This window comes from Pseudomonas sp. XK-1 (assembly GCF_038069885.1).
Lineage (GTDB): Bacteria > Pseudomonadota > Gammaproteobacteria > Pseudomonadales > Pseudomonadaceae > Aquipseudomonas.
On record NZ_JBBPES010000003.1, the window covers coordinates 310,774 to 333,116 of the forward strand.

The window sequence follows — 22,343 nt, forward strand, 5'->3', positions numbered from 1 at the left end:
CCGTTATTGGGCCTTCAGGCCTTTGATATCCAAAGGCATGGAGATGCCTAGCAGCACATCCGGCGAGTCTTCCGTCATGCCGAAGCCGGCGTTGACGTTGACGATATAATCGGGCGAAGTGCGCAGCCCCAGCGAGAAGTTCATCACCGCGCTGGTCTGGCTGCGGCCCTCGACGTCGCCATCGGCGAAGCTGAAGCGCGGAGCCAGGGAATGGGACATCTGGTAGGACGTCGCCAGCGATACGTCATAGGACAGCGCGTAGGCGAAGCCCATGCTCAGAGAGAAGCTGGAGCCCGGATCGACTTCCTCCAGCAAGCGCCCCCCACGCACCTGGCCGATGCCCTTGATCGGCATGTTGTAGGTGTAACCCAAGGAACCGAAGAGCACTACCGGGTCAATGACGTAGGACATATTGGCCCCGAAGCCGAGGCTGTAGGAGCCACTGCCGGTAGCCAGATCGCTACGCGTATTGATGTCGTAGGGACTGTCGCCGGTCGGCAGGCCAAGACTGGCATACAGGGTGGTCACCGGCTTGCCACGAGCGGCATTCCAAGGCTGCCAGCGTAGACTGGCGGAGATATCGCCCAGGCTATAGGCATCCAGATCGCGCTCGGTGTCGTACTTGGCCACCAACGGCAGGCGCACGCTGAAAGTCAGGTTATCCCAGACGCCATAGTCGAAGGTAAAGGAATTAGTGAACGTATGCTGCGCTTCGCTCTGGCCAACCACGCTGAACACGTTATCGCCGGTACGCACGGTTTCGATCACGGTATCGCGCAGCAGCGAGTAATCGAAGCCATAGGTCAGGGTGCGTTCGCCCTTCTTCAGCAAGGTGTAACTCTTCTCGGCAGCCTGGAAGACCTCTTCAAGCGCCTTGGCGCTATCGGCATCGTCTTCCTGCTTGCTCAAGGCATCGCGCGCCTGCTCAACCGAGGCCTCATCGGCCCATGCCGCTGTACTGACAAGCGCTGTCAGCATGGCCAGCCATACACACCGCAAAACTCTCATGGCAGAGCCCCCAAATATTTATTGTTATGTCGGGCGATTACTTACGACGGATGTACTGTATATCGCCGCCGGACCCCAGCTCCGTGGCTTGGTTCTCGGTGAACTTGGTGATCTGTGGAAACTCGCGGAACGCCAATAAGCTGATGGTGCGATCATCAATGAGACGCAGGTCTTTCTCGCTCAAGGCCAGGGCATTCGGCGGTTCATTACCACTGGGGAAAATCAAGAACAGCACGTTCTGATCCCAGATTTCCTCGAACCTGCTGCGGGTAAAACTGATATTGCCCAACGCCGGATCGGCGACGAACACATGATCATTGTAGACATCGCGCACCACCACGAAATGCTTGAAACCGGCATATTCGATGGGCACGATCGCTGGATGCTCCAGCTCGTCCAGATCACTGAAGGTTGCGCGAAAACCACCGCTGCGGTAACCGATCGCGGTGACAAAGCGCTTCATATCCAACAGGGAAAAACCGCGACGCTCGACGATCTTGTCGGCCTCGCCGAATTGCAGCAGCCCTTCCATCACCTGGCGCTCCTGCAGATTGCGGCCCAGGTAATAGTCCAACAGCGTGGTCAACGCCGCAGAGCCACAGCTGTAGTCGTAGGCCTGACGAATCACGTTGCGAAATTGCAGCTGGCTCATCGGTTCCAGCACCACCGACTCGCGCAGCGAAACGTTGCCCCCCAGGGGCTGGCTGATATTCACCGCGCCCGGAGCCTGCGGTTTGGTATCCACCGCCTCGGTAAACCCCCACACACCGATGAGACTGCCCAGCAGAATTTCGATCATGCGCCTGCTGCACTCCACTCAAGGGAAGTCTTATCGGCCGAGGCCGATAAGACTTTTGCAAAGCCTAAATCAGGGCCTGAACTCAGTGGCCCCAGATCTTGACAGTGGTGCCGGCCATGTTCAGGTCGTTGATAGCCAGGGAGCCGATGCTGGCGGCAGTGGTATCACCGACCTTGATGGCACCAACACTGAGCTGACCGGTGATGGTCGGCATGCTGACCTGCAGTTGCTGGGTGCCTCCAGCATTGGTCACCACGTCAACCATGACCGGAGCATCGTCAGCGATGTTGAAGCCGGTGAACGCGATGGTTTCCATACGCAGGGAACCGCCGTTGGTGTCGCCGTCAGTGTAGACGATGCTGCCGATGGTGCCGTTGAAGTTACCGGAAATGCTGATGCCGTCCTGACCGGTCACAGTCGCCAGCGCGCTGTCGTCCATCACTTGCAGGTCAGCTTGAGCCATAAACGGAACAGCCAGAACAGCGGCGGCCAGGGCCAGTTGCTTGAGGGTTTTCATTGTTATTCTCTCCACAGTTCACTAAAGGGTTGTCCCTGGCAGACTGCTGCGGACTCCTGTCCTTACCAGCCGGCGGCTCGCGCCGTTCACCAGGTCTGACACTGCTTCCATAGACGCGTCAGGCTTGGAATCGTGAAGCAGCATGCTTCTCGTCCTGGGGCTAAAACTACTGGCTCAACGCCAAGCTGGCAGCCCATCCAAGGGATGGAGCGCCGGCAACCGCTCTGGCATCAGGCCTCACTCAACAACCCCAGGCTTTTACCCTTCAATACGGCCTGGGTGCGGCTGCGTACGCCCAGCTTGGCAAACAGGTTATGCAGATGCCATTTGATGGTGGCTTCCGACAGATGCACGGCCTGGGCGATGTCGCGGTTCGACAAACCGGCGGCCACATAGCGCAGAATTTCCCGCTCCCTATGGCTAACATCTTGATTTTCATCGAAAGTTTCAAGATCAACGGCCAGGCGACTGCACTGCTCGCGAAGCTGCCCGACCAGCCCCTGCCATTCCCCCGCCAGTTTCGGCTCGGCACTTAGCCAGGCCTCGCAGAGCGGTAGCAGCCACAGGGCATCGTCAAGGAACATCCGGCGGTAACCGCTCTGCCAGGCGTCTTCCAGGGTCAACTTAAACAAGGCAAAGGCTTTTTCGCTGTTACCTTTGCGCCAGTACGCCACAGAAAGTAACAGGGACAAGCGCAGACGCCGATCACGCTGATGTTCCGCCGCCTGTTTGGCCAGGCAGGCTTCCAGCGCCGCCTGAGCCTTGTCGGCCCGCCGCTCGGACAACGCCAGGCGCGCCTCGCTGAGCACCTGTACGGTTTCCACATCGGTGTAGCGAGCCGGCGGCAAGACCGCCAGATGGCGCTGCAGCTGCAGGCAGGTGCGTTCAGCCTCGTTCGGCCGGCGCAACCACAGCAGAAACTGCACTTTGCAACTCATGCCCATGGCGTACACCCGCTCGTAGCCGGGGCCATGCAGGGTTTCCAGCCAGTCATCGAGTTCCAACAGCGCCGACTCGCCCTCCCCAGCGAAAAACCGCGCCCGGGCCATGACCAGCTTGCCGCGACTGATCAGTTCGATCGGGGTTGCCACATCACGCCAGGTGGTGGCCAGGGGCAACTCGGCGAGAACCGCCGCATGCCGGTCCTGCTCGTAGAGCAGGTCGGCGTATGCCAGCGCCAGGGGCCCCCCGACCCGGCTGTAGCGACCAAAGACCTGCTCGACCCGAGCCCGGGCGCTTTCGGCCAGCACTCGACCCCGCTCCGGTTGGCCCACTTCCTTGCAGATCAGCGCCTCGATCAGACTGACCACGACCTGCAGGTACTCGCTTTCCGCTTGCCGCAGGTTGTCACGGGCCACCGCAATCGACTTGGCCGCCTCGCCGTATTCGCCCAGCAAGGCGTAGGCCCCGGCCTGGATGCAGGACAGACTGGCGCGAAACACCGGCTGGTTATCCGGCACCAGGGTCAGCCAGTGGCGAGCAACCTTCAGGCAACTTTCCAGCTTGTCCTGATACAGCAACACCAGTGCCTTGAGCACCTGGGCTACCGCGAGCAACACCAGCAAGCCGAAGTGCATGGGTTTACTGCGCCCCTGCATCAGCCGAGTGCTGACCTCCTCGATCAGGGCCTCGGCTTCGGCATACTTCTGCTCGAAAGCCAGCTGCCAGGCATAGAAGATCTGGAACACCGGATGTTCGCGAATCACCTCGGCCGGCACATCCTTGAGTATCGCCAGGATGCCGTAGACCTGGTTATCGGCAATCAGGCTGGCCCCCTGACGCTCGAGCAGCTCGGCGGCAAATGCGTAGTCGCGGGCGCGCAAGGAATATTTGACGGATTTATGGGTCAGCTCATGGCTCTCGCACCAGCGGGCCGCGGCATGCAGCAGGTGAGTCGGGTCGCCGCTCTTGCTCAGGCGGCCCTGGAGGAACTCGGCAAACAGGTGGTGATAACGGAACCACTCGCCCTGCTCGTCCAGGGGAATGATAAATAGCTGTTCCTTCTGCAGGCGCTGCAGCATTTGCCCGCCATCGAGCCGCCCGGTCAGGGCATTGCACAGCTCGGCATTGAACTCTTCGAGCACCGAGGTTTGCTCGAGAAAGTGCCGCTCCTCCTCGGGTAGCTGGTCGAGTACGTCCTCGGTCAGGTAATCGGCGATATCGCGCTCGGTGCCTGACAGCCCGGCGAGCAGTTCGGGACGGTGCGGGTTACGCGCCAAGGCTAACGCCACCAGGTGCAGAGCGGTGATCCAGCCTTCGCTACGGGCGTGCAGCAGGTCCAGCTCCTGACTGCTCAACGGCAACTGCTTGAGTTCATGAAAATAAGCTTCGGTTTCCGCCCGGGTCAGGCGCAGGTCCTCGGCCCGCACCCAGAGCATCCAGGAGGCATTGACCGGCGGCTTGTCCACCGCTCGCGACTGGTAGCGGGTACTGCCGATCAGGTGCACATTGGCCGGCAGACGCTTGACGAAGTAGTTGACCAGCGGCCCCAGTTCGGCGTGACGGATGCGGTGAAAGTCGTCAAAGAGCAGATACAGCTCGCCCTGCACCCGTTTCAGATCGGCGATAAAGGAATCGAGTAGCGCCTCGTTAGGCAGGCTGAGGTCATCGCGCAGCAGGCGCGCGGTGTGCTTGCCAAAGCCAGGCAGTTGCGCATCGATCGCGGCGATCAGGTAGCGCAACAGGCGTTGCGGTTCGCTGTCCGACTCGTCGCAGGACAGCCAGGCGACATGCGCCCCGGTCTCCAACAGACGCAGGCGGAACTGGCTGAGCACGGTGCTCTTGCCGAAGCCGGCCGGCGCGCTCAGCAGAATAAGGCGCTGCCCACGAGCACTGAACAAGCGATCAAGCAAGGCCGTACGGGCGAGCAACGGCCGCCCCGAGGATTCAGCGGGAAACAGCTTGGTACGCAGTACAGGCAGCGCACGCGGGCGTGGCGGTGGTTGGCTGTTCATAAGAGACTCAGTTCGCGGGCACGGCGGATGGCTTGCGTGCGATTACGCACCTTGAGTTTTTCGTAAATATTGTGCAGGTGCCATTTGACCGTTCCCAGGGCCAGGGAGAGCTGCTGACCGATCTCGTCATTGGACATGCCCTGGGCTGCCAGGCAGATGACCTCACGCTCACGCTCGGTCAGCCCTTCCTCCAGCACGTCCAGCGACTGACGCCCGCCCTGCCCCGGCCAGCTGGCCAGCAGGCCGCGAATAAAGCCCTGCAGGGCCGGTTGCCGCTCGGCCGCCTCGAGTTGCTGAAGCAGCAGGCGGATAGCCTCGCCCTCTTCGATAAACAGGCTGCTCACCCCTTCGCGCTCGGCACCGATCAGGCATTGCACCAACAGACTCTGAGCCCGCTCCTGATAGCCCAGGCGCTGATAGCTGAGGGCCGCCAGCAGATCCAGGCGCAGGCGCTGCAGGCCATGCCAGTTATCCAGCAACAGACTGCGCAGCTGGGTGATTTCATGTAGGGCTTCGCTGTAATGACCGCGGGCCTGTTGCAGGCGGATACGGGTCAACCCGCGCACCCAGAGCACCGGATTGAAACGCATATGCTGGTAGTGCTCGGCCAGTTTGCTCCAGTCGACACTCTTGAGCCGCTGTTCGGCACGCTTGAGCCGATCAGCCGCCGGCTCCTGGAGGATCTGCGCCACTTCGTCGGCCACGGCCTGGGCATAGAAGCGCCAGGACTGGTTGCGCGCCGACAGGTTCTGCATCAGCACCAGAGTGGCATAGGCCTCTTTCGGGCTGCCCTGCAGCCGCTGCACATGAGCCATGCACAGCATGCCCTGAGCGTACAGATCGATGGGGTTGATCACATCAACGGTGGCCAGAGCCCAGCGCAGACGCTCTTCGATGCCGTCGAGGCGGCCCTGATGATAGGCAATCAGGGCCTCGGTAATGGTCGGCAAGGCCAACGCCCTGGATTTTTCCGCGAACCAGGGGATGACCCGCGCGCGCAGTTGTGCGAACAGCAGCTCTGCCTGACGGATCTGCCCCTGTTCCAGGCAAAGCAGCACCTCGATATTGGCCAGCTGCATATCCAGGTAACGGCCTTCGAGAAAGTGGTTGCGCTGCTGGGCCAGGGCCAGCAAACGCTTGGCCGGTTCCTGTTGGCCGATCATCACATTGGCCAGGGCCCCGATGATCAGCATCGCCACCTCGAGAAAGGCCGCGTGCTGCCCCAACTGCGCTTCTACCCGCCGCGCCAGCGCGATGCAGGTCTGCAGGTCATCCTTCTGCAAGGCGATCACTGCCTTGATCGTCAGCGTGGCCAGCAACTTGTCGCTCAACGGGCCGCTGGTCTTGGCCTCGCCCCAGCGCTGCATCAGCTCGTCGAGCATGCGGTTGGCTTCGCTCAGACTCAGCTCCGCGGCGCGGGTCCAGACATCAGCAAGCACCAGTACCGGGAAGCGCTCGGCAATCTCATCGGGAACCTGCTGGCGCCACTTGTAGATGCGGTTGAGCTGGCCGCGGTTGATCAGCTCCAGGCCGCAGCCATCGACCAGTGCCGCGAGCATTTCCGGGTCCTCGGCCAGGCAGGCATGTTCGATGGCCAGATTCTGCATATGGTGGTTGGTAAACCACAGACTGGCATTGAAATGCAGCTGTTTGAAACGCTCGGGATCACGCTCCTTGAGCCGCACCCGGAGGAATTCGGCAAACAGGTTATGGAAGCGGTACCACTGCCGTTCGCGATCCAGGGGCAAGAGAAACAACTGCATGGCCTCCAGCTCTTCGAGCAGCTGCTGGCCATCCTGGCGTCCAGTCAGGGCGTTGGTCAGGTCACCGCTCAGCTGTTGCGCCACGCCTATGGCCAGCAGCAGTTCCTGTTTATCAGTCGGCAGTTGCTCGAACACGCTGCGCAGCAGGTAGGCCCCCACCGCCGCCTGGTCGGTGCCCATTTCGGCGATCTGCACGCTGTCCTGGGGCTGATGGCGCAACCACAGGCTGGCCAGGTGGACCCCGACCATCCAGCCCTCGGTCTTGTTGTACAGGGCATTGAAAGCCACTGCGTCCAGATGCAGGCCACAGCGTTCCAGGTAGGTGCGGGTTTCCGCCTTGCTCAGGCGCAACTCCTGCTCGCCGATCTCCACCAGCAGGCCCTTGGCGCGCAAGGTAGCCAGGTTGAGGGCCGGTTGCGAACGGCTGCCGATGGCCAGGGTGAACGCCGCCGGGGCGAACTTGATCAGGCGATTGAGCGCCGCCAACAATTCGCGATCCTGAATCAGATGCAAGTCATCAAGCACCAGCAGCAGCGGCTGCTCCAGCTGCGCCAGATCGGCCAGCAGGCTTTCCATCACCGCCGAAACGGGCACCCGCATGGTGTTCTGCAGATAGGCCTGCGCCTCGCTGCCCAGGCCCGGCACCAGCGGCGCAAGGGCCTCCACCAGCTGCTGCAAAAAACGCCAAGGCTCGTCATCGCCTGGGCCCAGCGACAGCCAGGCCACGGCACTTCCCGCCTCGCTCCGGGCCCTGGCCAGAGCAGCCAGGGCTGCGGTCTTGCCAAAGCCTGCCGGAGCCGCCAACAGCAGCACACGGGCATGGGTGTTGGCAGACAACGCGGCTTCCAGCTGCGGTCTGACCAGGTATTCGCCTGACGCTTGCGGCGGTATCAATTTGGAGCGCAAAAGACTACCAGCGGCTGGATCTATGACTTCATCCATGGCCTTTATCCCGTATAAATTATTTTTTTGAACAGCCTGTCGAGTATCCGGGAGCCTTAGCATACTAATGAGGCAAAGCATCCCTAGTAAACCCATGCACAAGCTCTAGGATGAATGTTGGCGACGTTCTACAATTGGCGTCCGCGCTTGTATGAAAGCCTCGCATGCCTACTTGTGTTGTACAGAACCTGCCCTATCGAGCTGACCCTGCCGGTTATTTCAGCGCCGTCGCCCACGCCCCCGGCGCGGTGCTACTGGATGCTGGGCGTCCGACCGCGCAGCGTGGACGCTATGACCTTATCAGCGCCTGGCCATTGGCAGAGTTGGCACCGCTGCACGACGAAGCGGCCAACGACTTCCTACAGCGCTTGCGCAGTAGCCTTTCCAGCCTCGGACCGGCCGAAGCGCCCGCAGATAATCCACTGCCTTTCGTCGGTGGTCTGATCGGCTACCTCGGCTACGACTTCGGCCGCCGCCTGGAACAGCTGCCGGCACAGGCCGTCGACGACCTGCACCTCAGTGATGCGCGCTTCGGCCTCTACGCCTGGGCCCTGCTCAGCGATCACCAACGCCAACGTACCCAGCTGGTCTTCCATCCGGGCCTGGCGAGCGTCGAACGCGAGCGCTTGCTCGATCTGTTCAGTGTAGTGGCTGATTCGGCCGAGGAACCTTTCCAGCTGCTTGGCCCATTCCAGGCCGATATCGATCAGCACGCCTATCGCCAGGCGTTCGAGCGCATTCAGGCCTATATCCAGGCCGGCGACTGCTATCAGGTGAATTTTGCCCAGCGCTTTCGCGCCCGCTACCAGGGCTCGCCCTGGACGGCCTACCAGGCCCTGCGTGCAGCCTGCCCGACGCCCTTCTCCGGCTACCTGAGCCTGCCCGAGCAAGGTGCGATTATCAGCCTGTCCCCAGAGCGTTTTATGCGTATCAGCCAGGGCCAGGTGGAAACCCGGCCGATCAAGGGCACCCGCCCCCGCGACAGCGACCCGACCCTGGATGCCGCCCAGGCCGCCGCCCTGCTCGACAGCCTCAAGGACCGCGCGGAAAACCTGATGATCGTCGACCTGCTGCGCAACGATCTGGGCCGCAGCTGCCGTATCGGCTCGGTCAGGGTGCCGGAACTCTTCGCCTTGGAAAGCTACCCCAACGTCCATCACCTGGTCAGCGCGGTAACCGGCGAGCTGGCCGCTGACAAGGATGCCCTGGATCTGATCGCCGGCAGTTTTCCCGGCGGCTCGATCACCGGCGCGCCGAAAATCCGCGCCATGCAGATCATCGACGAGCTGGAACCGACCCGCCGCGCCCTCTATTGCGGCTCGCTGCTGTACCTGGATGTGCGCGGGGAAATGGACAGCTCGATCGCCATCCGCAGCCTGCTGGCCAAGGACGGTCAGATCAGTTGCTGGGGCGGCGGCGGCATAGTCGCCGACTCCAACTGGCAGGCCGAATATCAGGAATCCATCACCAAGGTGAAGGTCTTGCTCGATACGCTGCAGCAACTAGGCCGCTGATAGCGGCCTAGTTGCTGGTCTCAGCCGGCCAACATGCTGCTATTTATTGCTCTGCTGAAGCGCGACGATACCGCTGCGCGCATTGGCCAGGGCCGCCAGTTCACGCTCCTCGGCCGTGGAGTAATCACGATCCCAAGCCAGCACTTTGGGCGTCATCAACCTGTGCCACAGCGGCGGCAGCATGGCCACCAGGATGGTAGTCAGGTAGCCACCGATCATCATCGGTGCATCTGGGAAGGGCTTGAGGTTCTGATAGGGCACCTCGCCTTGAGCGTGGTGGTGGGAGTGACGGGTCAGGTTGAACATGGTCCAAGAACTGATGCGTTTGTTGGTATTCCAGGAGTGCCGTGGCTGCACTGGAGTAGCCGGGTTGCGCACCATGCCGTAGTGTTCCATGTAGTTGACGATCTCAAGCAAAGCCTTGCCCCACAGCGCGCAGGCGGTAAAGAACAGCGCAGCCTGCAGCCCACCGATGGCATAAGCCACAGCCACCAGTAGCACACTCATCAGATGGCCGCGGATCACTGCGTTGCGCCAGCCCAACAACGCATGCCCCCTGCGCGCCAACCGCTTCTTCTCGATCGTCCAGGCACTAATATTGCCTTTCACGGTTGAAACCAGCACATGCCAGTAGACGTTGCGTCCACGTGGCGCGGTGGCCGGGTCTTCGCTGGTAGAAACATAGCGGTGATGGCCATAGACGTGTTCGATGGAAAATACAGTGTCGAAGCTAAAGGCCAGCAACCAACGGCCGATCAGCATAGAGATCGGATCCCAGGTGCGATGAGTCAGCTCATGGGCAGTGATGGTACCGGTCATGCCGATCATCAGGCCGGTGATCAGCCAGGTGGATACATGGTGACCAATAAAAGTGGAATCGCGGGCGGCGATCAGGTCATAGCCGCTGAACTGGCTCAGAGCGGCACCAAAACCGAGGAAGTCACCGCTGCTGACACTCCAGATCGCCGAGAACACGATAAAACTCAACAACGGCAGGGCTAGCCAGAGCTGGATAGTGAGGATGCCAGGGTATTTGAACTGTGGCGTACTGGTGTCATCACCGCACAGGGCATCGCCCACCATATAAATCACCAGCACCGCGATCAGACCAAAGGTGACCCAGCCACCGCCGGCGAGGATGGCCATGGTCGACAGCAGGCCGATGACATGGAATAGGAAGTACTTGAGGTAATGCAACAGGTTCATGGTCGTCTCTCTTGTTGTAATAGAAGGATTCAAGCCGTGACAAACTGAGCGTCTTGGCAAGTGGTGAAACGGTCAGCATGGATATGCTCGCGGCTGATGCCATGGCCCTGCAGCAGCGCAACGGCGCTGTCAATCATGGCTGGCGGTCCGCACAGGTAGGCGTGAGCGCCCGGCTCCAGGGCCGCAGCCAGATGTTCGGTAACGAGACCACGAGCCCCCCGCCAGTCGGCCTCCAGCGACGTATCGGACAGCACTGGCACAAAGCGGAACGGCCCACGCCACTGCGCGGCAATCGCGCCTAGCTCTTCCAGGGCGTAGAGATCACGCTCTTGCCGCGCGCCGAACAGCAGCGTGACCGGGCGCGCCACCCCAGCGGCTAAAGCCTCCTGCAGCAAAGCAAGGATTGGTGCCAGGCCGCTGCCACCGGCAATCAGCAGCAACGGTGCCGAAGCCTCACGCAGCCAGAAGTCACCCAACGGGCCCTCCACACTGACCCGCTGGCCGTGCAGACTCTGCTCAGCTATAGCCGAGGAGAAGCGCCCTCCCGGCACCTGACGAACGAAAAAGCTGACCTGCCCATCGGCCTGCGACGGGCTGGCGAAGGAATAGCTGCGGGCGATACCAGGTAGCGCGGCGAGACTGAGCTGGGCGTACTGCCCCCCTTTGTAGGGCAGACTGTCGTCCAGTTGTAACACCAGGCGGGTGATGTCATGAGTCAATGGCACCTGAGCCAGCACCCTCCCCTCAACCCGCCGCCTGGCTTGTTGCAGGTGTAGATCCACCTGGATCTGCACATCACTCTTCGGCACGCTCTGGCAGGCCAAGATATAACCCTGATCCAGGTCTTCGTCCGAGAGGATGTAGCTGGTTTCGGTCAACTCCTTGACCTTTCCCTCCAGCAATCTGCATTTGCAGCTAGCGCAGCCACCCACCCGACAGCTATGGGGAAAGTCGATACCCTGACGCAGGGCCGCCTGCAGCAGAGTCTCCTTAGGCATGACCCTGATCGACTGACCGTTGATGCTAGCCGTAGTCGGGCGTTGCCTAGCAAATAATGAAAGCATGCGACCTCCAGTTGTGTTTGTTATGGGGGGCTGTCGTGCACTTTCAGGTTAAGGAAGTCGTGAGATTGGCGTGAGGTTCGCGAATGACAAAACAGGGTCATTTATTGACATTTTCGTCCGCGCTCGCCAGGCTGACCTCTGCCAATAGCGTTAGCGGAGCAAAGATGCAGGATCTAGTTCTTCCCGTGCAGTACATACGCCAGATCGCCGACCTGGTCAGCGACATGGGTACCGATGTGGCGGCCTGGCTGGCGCGCTCGCATCTGAGCACGGCGCAACTGCAGGCGGACAACCTGCAACTGTCCCAGGCCCATTTCCACCAGTTGATCGAGGATGCTTTGTCCTGCACCGGCGAGCCGGCATTCGGCCTGCTGCTCGGCGAGCGGCTGGTGGTCAATACCCATGGCCTTCTGGGTTATGCGGCAATGAACAGCACCAGCCTGCGCCAAGCCGCCCAACTGATTGAACGCTACATCAGCCTGCGCACCAGCCTGATCAGCATCAGATTGGTGGAAACAGCCGACGAAGCGCACTTGGTCTTCGCCGAAGCAATGCCTTTGGGCAGTATCAGTCGACCAGTACTGGAAGCAGTGATCCTGGCGATCAAGAATGTTCTGGATTTTATGACTCAGGGCAGCTGCGTCTTAAAACGCACTGTGTTTGCCTTTCCCGACCCAGGCTATGCGGACCTGGCCAGCGAGCTGTGCAAGTGTGAGGTGGGCTACAACCAGGGTTGGAGCGGCTTCGTACTACCGATCCAGGCTCTCGACCAACCGCTAAAGATGGCCGATGCGGCCAGCTTTCACGACGCCGAGCAGATCCTGCAGCGCGAGCTGGGCAAACTCAACGCCGCGCAACCCATGAGTGCCCGGGTGCGCCGGGTGATGCTGGAGAAGCAGCAGGGTTTCCCCTCCCTTAACCTCACCGCCCGCCTCTTCCACCTAACGCCGCGCACCCTGCACCGCCGCCTGCAAGCCGAGGGCACCTCGTTCAAGGCCCTGCTGGAGGAAGTTCGCCACAGCCTGGCCCTGGAACACCTGAAGAGCGGCCATATGAGTGTGGAAGATATCGCCTACAGCCTGGGCTACACCGATATGGCCAACTTCCGCCGCGCCTTCAAACGCTGGCAGCTGCAATCACCTTCAGCATACCGCGCCGAACAACAGTGACAGGTCGCAGCTGGACATCGTCGCGACGCCCCCTGCATGAATAGCGAACATAAAAAACCGCAAGTCCGTGACTTGCGGTTTTTTTACCGCGCGGCAACCGGTTAAAGGCTAAGTGAGCGATTCGAAGCCTTGAGGAACTCCAGTTTGAGATCCTCGTAGCTATGCACCGCCGGGAACTGCGGGAACTCGCGGATCACGTTGTCCGGGGCATGGAACAGGATGCCGGCATGGGCCTCGCTGAGCATGGTGGTGTCGTTGTACGAGTCACCGGCGGCGATCACCCGGTAGTAGAGGCTCTTGAGGGCGATGACCGACTGACGCTTGGGGTCTTTCTGGCGCAGCTGGTAGCTCACCACACGATCAGTCTCGTCGGTGATCAGCTTGTGGCACAGCAAGGTCGGGAAACCCAGCTGACGCATCAGCGGCTGGGAAAACTCGTAGAAGGTGTCGGAGAGGATCACCACCTGGAAACGCTCGCGCAACCAGTCGACAAACTCCACCGCGCCCTCCAGCGGCTTCAGGGTGGCGATCACTTCCTGAATGTCCGCCAGTTTCAAGCCGTGCTCATCGAGAATGCGCAGACGTTGCTGCATCAGCACGTCGTAGTCCGGAATATCCCGGGTGGTCGCTTTCAGCGATTCGATGCCAGTTTTTTCCGCGAAGGCGATCCAGATTTCCGGAACCAACACGCCTTCCAGGTCGAGACAAGCGATTTCCACAGGACACTCCTAGCTTGGACTTATATAAGAAGGCGGCACTCTAGCGGCTCGCCGGAGGCTGTGCAACGCAGCGCTTATACCCAAAACACAGCACAACCAAGGCACTTCGTTATTTAGACGTATAACCCGCGTTTGCTACCATCGCCCTCTACAAGACGCTCGACGTCACCATAATCAGGAATTCAGCCGATGAGCCACCCCTTCGATGCAGCCGAACTGGCGACGACTTACGCCAACAAGTCGCCCCAGGACATTCTCAAACTCGCCTTCGAACATTTTGGCGACGAACTGTGGATTTCCTTCAGCGGTGCCGAAGACGTGGTGCTGGTGGACATGGCCTGGAAACTCAACAAGAACGTCAAGGTGTTCAGCCTGGACACCGGCCGCCTGCATCCCGAGACCTACCGTTTTATCGACCAGGTGCGTGAGCATTACGGCATCACCATCGAAGTACTCAGCCCCGAGGCAGCGGCATTGCAGGCAATGGTCAAGGAGAAGGGCCTGTTCAGCTTCTACAAGGATGGCCACGGCGAGTGCTGCGGCATCCGCAAGACCGCGCCGCTGCGCCGCAAGCTGGCCACGGTCAAGGCCTGGGCCACCGGCCAGCGCCGCGATCAGAGCCCGGGCACGCGCAGCCAGGTGGCTGTGGTGGAACTGGACGCCGCCTTCTCCACCCCGGAAAACACCCTGTACAAGTTCAACCCCCTGGCGCAGATGAGCAGCGAAGACGTCTGGGCCTATATCCGCATGCTGGAAATCCCTTACAACAGCCTGCATGAGCGTGGCTTTATCAGCATCGGTTGCGAGCCCTGCACCCGCCCGGTACTGCCCAACCAGCATGAGCGTGAGGGGCGCTGGTGGTGGGAGGAAGCCACCCAGAAGGAATGCGGCCTGCATGCCGGCAACCTGATCAGCAAAGGCTGAGCAGCAGCCAGGCTCAAAAAAAATGCCAGTCATCATGACTGGCATTTTTTATCGACCCGCGACTGCTCAGCTGATGCTGGTCTGCCGTTGTCGGCGCAGTATGTAGCGCTCTACATAGGAGCACGACGGAATCACCGTGTAGCCCAGACGATCGGCATACTGCAGGGCATGCTCGGTAAGGGCCGCCGCGATGCCACGCCCGCGCAGGCTGTTCGGCACAAAGGTACGATAGATATCCAGAGTCTGCTTACCCAGGTCCATATAGGCTAGGTAGGCGCGATCACCATCCACTGTGGTCTCGAACTGATGACCTGTCAGGTCATGGTGAATGGACAACGCCTCGCTCATTGCAACTCCTCTGAAAAATCGTCTATCGCCGACGGCAGCCTCGCTGACCACTCAACCGCCGCGCTCCCCACAAGAGTTCGAGCTTAGCAGGCCGTCGGGAAATCGGCCACGCGAATCAACAGCTTAGAACAAACTCAGAACCGCGATACAGGCCAGTACGGCGACGACCGGAATCAGCACGGTCACCACAAAGATATCCTTGTAGGCCTGTTTATGGGTCAGCCCCATGATCATCAGCATGGCAATCACTGCGCCGCAATGCGGCAGAGAGTCCAGCCCGCCCGCAGCGATATTGGCAATCCGGTGCAGCACTTCCGGCTCGACACCCATCTCCAGATACTTGGGTGCCAGGGTCTGCATAAATATCTGCAAACCGCCCGACGAGGAACCGACAATCCCGGAAACCACGCTGACCGACGCAAAGATCGACAGCAGTGGCGGCAGATCCACCGCCAGAATCCACTGGGAAAACTGCGCAAAGCCTGCGGTTTGGGTCACCACCCCACCAAAACCGATCACCGCCGCCGTATTGAGCAACGGCATGATCGCATCGTCCGCCCCCTGACCCAGTACGTTCATGGTGTTACGCCGCAAGCCCGGGAACAGGGCAATGGCGACGCCGGTGGCAATGACCAGAGCCAGGCTCGGCCACAGAATCGGCTGTTGCTGACTGAAACCGACAAATGCCCCCAGACTGCCCTCGCCGGCAACGACCACACCGCTCAATAGCAGCAGCCGCGGCAGCAAAATAATCCCCAGCACCACCAGAATAGGTACCAGCGCCACGCCCCAGCGCGGCCCCGAGCCCGGTGTGCCGGCCAGTTGCTCCATACGCAGATCCTGCGCATTGGCCTCGAAGCCCTCGCCCCGCTCGCGGGCCAGACGCCATTCGCGCTGCACATAGGCCATGCCCAGCACGATCATCAGCGCACTGGCGAACAGGCCAATCCACGCCCCGGCAAACAGATCGGTACCCAGTGCACTGGCGGCAATCACGTTATGAATGGAGGGTGAACCGGGCAAGGCGGTCATGGTGAAGGTCCCCGCCCCCAGAGCGGTGGCGGCGCAGAACAGCCGCTTGGGCAGATTGGCTTCGCGCATCATGCTGATGCCCAGGGGGTACATGGTAAAGATCACCACGAACACCACCACCCCGCCATAGGTCAGCACCGCGCACACCAGCATGGCGATCCACAGGGTACGCTGGGTGCCCAGGCTGCTGGTGATTGCCTGGGCGATACTGCTGGCCGCCTGGCTGGCCGCCATGGCCTTGCCGAAGATGGCACCGCAGAGGAACAGGACAAAGAACTTGCCGGCAAAGGTGAACGCGCCCAGAGGGCCGAAGGGGAAATACTCGAGCAATGCCTGAGAAAGCAAAAGGCCATTACTCAAGGCCACCACCAGAGCGCACAACAGGGCCGCAATAAATATATTGACGCCCCGCAGCGCCATAAAGATCAGCATTGCCAAGCCGACAAACAAGCCCATATTCCCCAACATCATCAAGCTCCCTCTATTTGTAATCGAATTACTTTAGCCAGGCAGCATAACCACCGGCCCGCACAGTGCAACGGCGCGCCCACTTATAGCAATAAAACCGACGCGGTTGGATAGCAGCTGACCACCCTGTATGTTTTTTAATCAACGCGCTGAATGTATTGGCCAAAGGCTGCACTTGCATGAAAAAAATGTGCGCTTCCCGCCCTGCCTCCGTTTACTTAATACGGGTTACAGGTAGTATGTACGCCGGCTAATTTCCTAGTATCAGGAAATTGCTTTTATGGAAAAACTCCACCTCAAGGGGAACACGATGAACAACGTTCTGAAATTCTCTGCTCTGGCATTGGCCGCAGTTCTGGCTACCGGTTGCAGCAGCATGTCCAAAGAAACTGAAGCTCGTCTGACTGCAACTGAAGATGCAGCCGCTCGCGCTCAAGCCCGTGCCGACGAAGCCTATCGCAAGGCCGATGACGCCATGGCCGCTGCTCAGAAGGCTCAGCAAACTGCTGACGAAGCCAATGAGCGCGCTCTGCGTATGCTGGAAAAAGCCAGCCGCAAGTAATAGCCCCACAAAGGCTATGACAAGCCGACCCGGATTCCGGGTCGGCTTTTTTATTGCTCGGAGTTATCCAGCCTCAATAAAGCCGGCCCTCCCGCAACGCCGCAACCGAGGCTTCAACCGAAGGTAACGGCAATAAAAAACCCGTCAGCACCAGGCATGACGGGTTCTTTCAGCAAGCGCTCAATCAGAGGCTGGAAGCACTGACCATAGCCTGATCGGGCTGAGCTATCTCAACCGGCAAGCCATCTTCGGCCGCCACCACTTCACGCAGCATCTCCCAGTCCAGACGCAAGTCGGCGAACGCCTCGTTCTGCAGCAGTGCATTGATAACGGCCGTATGTTTATCCACGATCGAAGCATCATCGGTATCGCTGAGTGGTGCATGGGCCTCGAGGTAGACCTTGCCGCCACTGCGGCCGAACTTGTATGGCTCATTGATGATGCGTACCGAAGTACCTACGGACACCATGCTGGCCAGCTTCAGGACGTTATGGTTGAGCATGCGGAAACAACCATGGCTGACGCGCATGCCAATACCGAACTTCTTGTTCGAGCCATGGATCAAGTAACCCGGTACCGAAAGACCTATCTTGTAGGGCCCCAGCGGGTTGTCCGGACCTGGCGGTACATGGCTGGGCAGCGGGTCGCCCTCGGCGGCATGCTCTTCACGGATCGACTTGGGCGGGTACCAGCTCGGATTTGGGGTTTTCGCCGTGATGCGGGCATTGGCTACGGGCGAACTCCAGCCCTCACGGCCGATTCCCAGCGGGTAGGTGAACACCACATCGCGATCTTTCGGGTAGTAATAGAGACGATACTCGGCCAGGTTGATCACGATGCCTTCGCGGGGCCCGGGCGGCAGAATAAAGCGTGTGGGCAAAATCACTTCGGTGCCCTCGCCAGGCAACCAGGGGTCGACCCCGGGGTTGGCCACGACCATCTCCAGATAGCCCAGATCGTTAGCCGAGCCCAAATCGGCAAAGGTGTCTTCGTATTTGGCCTGGATCACCTGCACTTGGCCGACGATGTCGTCGCCGGGCGGCGGCAGAGGCAATTCAAGGGCGCTGGCAGGCCCTGCGACGCACAGTGCCGAGAGGGACAGGCAACGGCCGACGGTAAAAGCACGCGACAACATGCGGAAATCCTTGACAAGAATGACTGACAATTTTGCTTGGAGATTGTACACCCAGGCTGCACAGCACGGGAGGCCTGGCCCTCAAGGCAGCGGCAGACGCTCCCCACGCCGCTGCGCGTCCAGGGTTGCCCGGCAGGCCGGACACAGACGCTTGTCGCGCAGCATGGCCTTGTCCAGGTCGCGCCACACCGGCTGGGCCGGCAGCAGGCCACCGCACAGGGTGCGATCGGCCGAACTGCCCAGCTCGAGCTGACGTGCCAGCAGATGCACACGCACTTCACGGCAGGCGAACAGGTCGAGCTGATCGCCAGGTTCGATCAGTTGGTAGGCATGCAAGGACCAGGCAGGGCGCGGCATTGAGGGCTCCAGTGCGGGGCCGCCACATTAGCCGAAAGGCCGAGCGCAGAAAAGCCTGTCAGAGCAAAGGTTTCAGGGTCGGCCAGAGATTTTCCAGAAGCACCGGCTGAGCCTGCGCGGTGGGATGAAGACCATCGGCCTGCATCATTCCTGGCACACCGCCGACCCCCTCGAGGAAGAACGGCACCAGAGGGATCTGCTGCTCTTCTGCCAGGCGGCTGAACACCTCGGCAAAGGCCGTGGTGTAACGCACGCCGTAATTGGGTGGCAGCAACATGCCCAGCAGCAACACCTGGGCACCGCTGTCGCGGGACGCGTCAACCATCGCGGCAAGATTCTGTTGCAATTGCGCAGGGGGCAGACCGCGCAGCCCATCGTTGCCGCCCAGCTCGATAATCACCAGGTCCGGCTGGTGCTCGGCAAGTAGCCGAGGCAGCCGTGCGGCACCGCCTGCGCTGGTATCGCCACTGATCGAGGCATTCACCACCCGGTGCTCGAAACCCTGCTCAGCGAGGCGTTTCTCCAGCAGGCTGACCCAGCCCTGGCGGGTATCCAGGCCAAAAGCTGCGCTGATACTATCGCCCACCACCAGCACGGTATCTGCCAGGGCGGCCTGCCCCCACACCATCAGGCCGAAGGCAGCGCTGATCAACCATGCACGCATTGGATTCTCCATGAGCTCAAGTATTCTCACCGCGCGGAACCTTAGCAAAGTGGTTGCCAGCACGGAAGGCGAGTTAACCATACTCCACGATCTCTCGCTGACCCTGGATTCGGGCGACAGCCTGGCGATTGTCGGCAGCTCCGGTTCCGGCAAGTCGACCCTGCTAGGCCTGCTCGCCGGCCTCGACCTGCCGAGCCAGGGCAGCGTGCAGCTGGCCGGCCACGACCTGGGCCAGCTCGACGAGGATCAGCGCGCCCGGGTACGGGCCGAGCATGTGGGCTTCGTCTTTCAGTCCTTCCAGTTACTCGACAGCCTCAACGCCCTGGAAAACGTCATGCTGCCGCTGGAACTGGAAGGTCAGACCGATGCCCGCCAACGTGCCCGCGCCCTGCTCGACCGGGTCGGCCTCGGGCAGCGCCTGACCCACTACCCTCGCCAGCTCTCCGGTGGCGAACAGCAGCGCGTGGCCATCGCCCGAGCCTTTGCCGCCGAACCGGCGGTGCTGTTTGCCGACGAGCCCACCGGCAACCTCGACAGCCACACCGGCGAACGGATCAGCGACCTGCTCTTCGAACTGAACAAGGAACGCGGCGCGACCCTGGTTCTGGTCACCCATGACGAACGCCTGGCACACCGCTGCCGACGCTTGATTCGCCTGGAAGGCGGCCATCTGGTCGACCACGTGGAACCCTGATGAAGCAGCTGCCCTTTACCCGCCTGCTGGCCCTGGCCGGCCGTCAATTGCTGCGCGATGCCCGCGCCGGCGAGTTGCGCGTGCTGTTCTTCGCCCTGTTGGTCGCCGTGGCGGCCAGCACCGCCATCGGCTACTTCAGCGCCCGTTTGAACGACGGCATGCTGCTGCGCGCCACCGAATTCCTCGCTGCCGACCTGCGCCTGACCGGCAGCTCGCCAGCGCTCCAGCAGCAGATCGACACAGGCAAGCAACTGGGGCTCGAGCATGCTCGGCTGGTCGAGTTTTCCAGCGTGGTGGCCAGCGACGCCGGCATCCAACTAGCCAGCGTCAAGGCCGCCGATAGCGCCTACCCCCTGCGCGGCGAGCTGAAGAGTGCCGCCGCCCTTTACGAGGCGGAACAGTCGGGCCCTGGCCCGCAACCGGGCGAAGCCTGGGCCGAGGCACGGCTGTTTGTCGCCCTCGACCTGAAACCCGGCGACGAGATCGACGTCGGCAGTAAAACCCTGCGTCTGACTAGGGTGCTGACCTTTCTTCCCGACGAAGCCGGCGATTTCTACAGCCTTACCCCCCATCTTTTGATGCACCTCGACGACCTGGCCGCCACCGCCGTGGTGCAGCCCGGCAGCCGGGTGCGCTACCAGGAACTCTGGCGCGGTACGGCCGAGGCGCTGGCCGACTACCGCCAGGCCATCAACCCGACCCTTGAAGCCAACCAGCGCCTGGAGGATGCCAAAGACGGCAATCGCCAGGTGGGCAACGCTCTGGGCCGCGCCGAACGCTACTTGAACCTGGCCAGCCTGGCCGCCGTGCTGCTGGCCGGGGTGGCCGTGGCGCTGTCGGCGGCGCGTTTCGCCGCCCGTCGTTTCGACGCCAGCGCCCTGTTGCGCTGCCTGGGTCTGTCGCGCAATCAGGCCCTGGGCCTGTTCAGCCTGCAACTGGCCCTGCTCGGCATCAGCGCCAGCGTGGCCGGAGCCCTGCTCGGCTGGCTGGCACAACAGACCCTGTTCAGCCTGCTGCACGACCTGTTGCCGGCGCAGATTCCCCCGGGCGGCCTGTGGCCGGCCATCGCCGGTATGGCCACCGGCCTGGTGGCGCTGGCCGGTTTCGCCCTGCCACCGCTGGCCGCCCTGGGCCGTGTACCGCCGCTGCGGGTGCTGCGCCGCGATCTGCTGCCGGTACCGGCCAGTTCCTGGCTGGTCTACGGTGCCGCCCTTCTGGCCCTGGGCCTGATCATGTGGCGCTTGAGCCTGGACCTGCAGCTGACCCTGGCCCTGCTCGGCGGCGGCCTGATCACCGCGCTGCTGCTCGGCGGTCTGTTGCTGCTCGGCCTGCAAAGCCTGCGTCGCCTATTGGCCAGTGCCGCCCTGCCCTGGCGGCTGGGCCTGGGCCAGCTGCTGCGTCACCCACTGGCCGCGGCCGGGCAATCTTTGGCCTTCGGTCTGATCATCCTGGCCATGGCCCTGATCGCCCTGCTGCGCGGCGAACTCCTCGACACCTGGCAGGACCAGCTCCCAGCGCAAGCCCCCAACCACTTCGCCCTGAATATCCTGCCAGCCGACCAGGAAGCCTTCGCCGCCCGCCTGGCCGAGCTGTCGCCCAATCCAGCCCCGCTGTTCCCGGTGGTGCCGGGGCGGCTGATCATGATCAACGACGAGCCGGTACGGCAGATCGTCAGCAAAGAGTCCCAGGGCGAGCGCGCCATTCGCCGCGACCTCAGCCTGACCTGGGCGGCCGACCTGCCGGCGGACAACCAGCTGATCGCAGGCACCTGGTGGGACAACGACAACGTCAGCGAACTGCCCGGGGTTTCGGTGGAGTCCAAGCTGGCCGAAAGCCTCAAGCTCAAACTCGGCGACCGTTTGCGCTTCAGTATCGGCGGTCTCGAGCGCGAGGCCCGGGTCAGCAGCCTGCGCGAGGTCGACTGGAACAACTTCCAGCCCAACTTCTATATGATTTTCCAGCCCGGCACCCTACAGGATCTGCCGGTAACCTACCTGACCAGCTTCTATCTGCCGCCGCAGTTCGAACGCCAACTGGTCGAGCTGTCCCGGGCCTTTCCAGCGGTAACCCTGCTGCAGGTCGAAGCCTTGCTGGCGCAGCTGCGCAGCATCCTCGCCCAGGTCACCCTGGCCATCGAGTTCGTCCTGCTGTTCGTCCTCGCCGCTGGCCTGGCCGTGCTGTTCGCCGGCTTGCAGGCCACCCTGGATGAACGCATCCGCCAGGGAGCACTGCTACGCGCCCTGGGAGCCGAACGCCGGCTGCTGATCAAGGCCAGGCGCGCCGAGTTCGGCCTGCTTGGCGCGTCCAGCGGCCTGCTGGCGGCGTTCGGCTGCGAGCTGATCAGCTTTATGCTCTATCGCTATGCCTTCGACCTGGTCTGGCAACCGCACCCATGGCTGCTACTGCTGCCGCTGATCGGAGCTTTGCTGGTGGGCACCGCCGGGGTATTCGGCACCCGTCGCGCCCTGAATATCAGCCCGCTGACGGTGCTGCGCGAGGGCTGA

General features: G+C 61.6%; 19 protein-coding genes. 6 read left to right on the forward strand and 13 right to left on the reverse strand.

Features of this window, described 5'->3' with window-relative positions; all coding sequences use genetic code 11:
* Positions 1-3 precede the first annotated feature (3 nt).
* The 5 genes from WMW70_RS09795 to WMW70_RS09815 form a co-directional block, all read right to left on the reverse strand.
* The gene (locus WMW70_RS09795) at positions 4-1,008 is read right to left on the reverse strand and encodes a transporter (RefSeq protein WP_445942129.1); all 1,005 of its coding nucleotides are present in this window, start codon (positions 1,006-1,008) and stop codon (positions 4-6) included.
* 37 nt (positions 1,009-1,045) lie between these two features.
* Entirely contained in the window at positions 1,046-1,807 is a 762-nt protein-coding gene (locus WMW70_RS09800) for a C39 family peptidase (protein WP_341437324.1), read from the reverse strand.
* Between the two features lie 82 nt (positions 1,808-1,889).
* The gene (locus WMW70_RS09805; RefSeq protein ID WP_341437325.1) at positions 1,890-2,324 is read right to left on the reverse strand and encodes a DUF6160 family protein; all 435 of its coding nucleotides are present in this window, start codon (positions 2,322-2,324) and stop codon (positions 1,890-1,892) included.
* Between the two features lie 230 nt (positions 2,325-2,554).
* Positions 2,555-5,278 (reverse strand): helix-turn-helix transcriptional regulator, encoded by a 2,724-nt coding sequence (locus tag WMW70_RS09810; RefSeq protein ID WP_341437326.1) that lies wholly within the window; start codon positions 5,276-5,278, stop codon positions 2,555-2,557.
* Entirely contained in the window at positions 5,275-7,983 is a 2,709-nt protein-coding gene (locus WMW70_RS09815) for a LuxR C-terminal-related transcriptional regulator (RefSeq protein ID WP_341437327.1), read from the reverse strand. Before WMW70_RS09815 ends, WMW70_RS09810 begins: the two co-directional genes overlap by 4 nt.
* Positions 7,984-8,147: 164 nt before the next feature.
* On the opposite strand from WMW70_RS09815, the gene pabB reads away from it, so the two are divergent.
* Complete coding sequence (gene pabB / locus WMW70_RS09820) at positions 8,148-9,497, forward strand: aminodeoxychorismate synthase component I (protein ID WP_341437328.1); 1,350 nt, start codon at positions 8,148-8,150, stop codon at positions 9,495-9,497.
* 39 nt (positions 9,498-9,536) lie between these two features.
* Here the strand turns inward: pabB and WMW70_RS09825 are convergent, their stop codons facing one another.
* Both WMW70_RS09825 and WMW70_RS09830 read right to left on the reverse strand, forming a co-directional pair.
* A complete protein-coding gene (locus tag WMW70_RS09825; RefSeq protein ID WP_341437329.1) occupies positions 9,537-10,703 on the reverse strand; it encodes an alkane 1-monooxygenase in 1,167 nt (388 codons plus the stop codon).
* Positions 10,704-10,732: 29 nt separating this feature from the next.
* Entirely contained in the window at positions 10,733-11,767 is a 1,035-nt protein-coding gene (locus WMW70_RS09830; RefSeq protein WP_341437330.1) for a 2Fe-2S iron-sulfur cluster binding domain-containing protein, read from the reverse strand.
* Positions 11,768-11,931: 164 nt separating this feature from the next.
* On the opposite strand from WMW70_RS09830, the gene WMW70_RS09835 reads away from it, so the two are divergent.
* Positions 11,932-12,936 (forward strand): AraC family transcriptional regulator, encoded by a 1,005-nt coding sequence (locus WMW70_RS09835; protein WP_341437331.1) that lies wholly within the window; start codon positions 11,932-11,934, stop codon positions 12,934-12,936.
* Positions 12,937-13,037: 101 nt separating this feature from the next.
* Here WMW70_RS09835 and thrH read toward each other — a convergent pair whose 3' ends face one another.
* Positions 13,038-13,655: a bifunctional phosphoserine phosphatase/homoserine phosphotransferase ThrH gene (gene thrH, locus WMW70_RS09840; protein WP_341437332.1), complete on the reverse strand. Its 618-nt coding sequence runs from the start codon at positions 13,653-13,655 to the stop codon at positions 13,038-13,040.
* Between the two features lie 189 nt (positions 13,656-13,844).
* Here thrH and WMW70_RS09845 point away from each other — a divergent pair, with 189 nt between their 5' ends.
* Entirely contained in the window at positions 13,845-14,579 is a 735-nt protein-coding gene (locus WMW70_RS09845) for a phosphoadenylyl-sulfate reductase (RefSeq protein WP_341437333.1), read from the forward strand.
* A 66-nt stretch (positions 14,580-14,645) separates the two neighbouring features.
* On the opposite strand, the gene WMW70_RS09850 is transcribed toward WMW70_RS09845, so the two are convergent.
* Both WMW70_RS09850 and WMW70_RS09855 read right to left on the reverse strand, forming a co-directional pair.
* A complete protein-coding gene (locus WMW70_RS09850) occupies positions 14,646-14,927 on the reverse strand; it encodes a GNAT family N-acetyltransferase (RefSeq protein WP_341437334.1) in 282 nt (93 codons plus the stop codon).
* 123 nt (positions 14,928-15,050) lie between these two features.
* On the reverse strand, positions 15,051-16,427 hold the full coding sequence (locus WMW70_RS09855) for a GntP family permease (protein WP_341437541.1): 1,377 nt from the start codon (positions 16,425-16,427) through the stop codon (positions 15,051-15,053).
* 310 nt (positions 16,428-16,737) lie between these two features.
* Here WMW70_RS09855 and oprI point away from each other — a divergent pair, with 310 nt between their 5' ends.
* Positions 16,738-16,989 carry an outer membrane lipoprotei OprI gene (oprI, locus tag WMW70_RS09860; protein WP_090242095.1) on the forward strand — a complete coding sequence of 84 codons (252 nt, stop codon included), beginning with the start codon at positions 16,738-16,740 and terminating at the stop codon, positions 16,987-16,989.
* Positions 16,990-17,173: 184 nt separating this feature from the next.
* On the opposite strand, the gene WMW70_RS09865 is transcribed toward oprI, so the two are convergent.
* The 3 genes from WMW70_RS09865 to WMW70_RS09875 all read right to left on the reverse strand — a co-directional run bounded on the left by WMW70_RS09865 (position 17,174) and on the right by WMW70_RS09875 (position 19,145).
* Positions 17,174-18,124, reverse strand: coding sequence for a L,D-transpeptidase family protein (locus WMW70_RS09865; protein ID WP_341437335.1), 951 nt, complete (start codon positions 18,122-18,124; stop codon positions 17,174-17,176).
* Positions 18,125-18,205: 81 nt separating this feature from the next.
* Positions 18,206-18,481: a hypothetical protein gene (locus WMW70_RS09870; protein WP_325509534.1), complete on the reverse strand. Its 276-nt coding sequence runs from the start codon at positions 18,479-18,481 to the stop codon at positions 18,206-18,208.
* Positions 18,482-18,539: 58 nt separating this feature from the next.
* Positions 18,540-19,145 carry an arylesterase gene (locus WMW70_RS09875; protein WP_341437336.1) on the reverse strand — a complete coding sequence of 202 codons (606 nt, stop codon included), beginning with the start codon at positions 19,143-19,145 and terminating at the stop codon, positions 18,540-18,542.
* Between the two features lie 10 nt (positions 19,146-19,155).
* Here WMW70_RS09875 and WMW70_RS09880 point away from each other — a divergent pair, with 10 nt between their 5' ends.
* The gene (locus WMW70_RS09880) at positions 19,156-19,839 is read left to right on the forward strand and encodes an ABC transporter ATP-binding protein (RefSeq protein WP_341437337.1); all 684 of its coding nucleotides are present in this window, start codon (positions 19,156-19,158) and stop codon (positions 19,837-19,839) included.
* Positions 19,839-22,343 carry an ABC transporter permease gene (locus WMW70_RS09885; RefSeq protein ID WP_341437338.1) on the forward strand — a complete coding sequence of 835 codons (2,505 nt, stop codon included), beginning with the start codon at positions 19,839-19,841 and terminating at the stop codon, positions 22,341-22,343. The genes WMW70_RS09880 and WMW70_RS09885 overlap by 1 nt, the downstream gene beginning before the upstream one ends.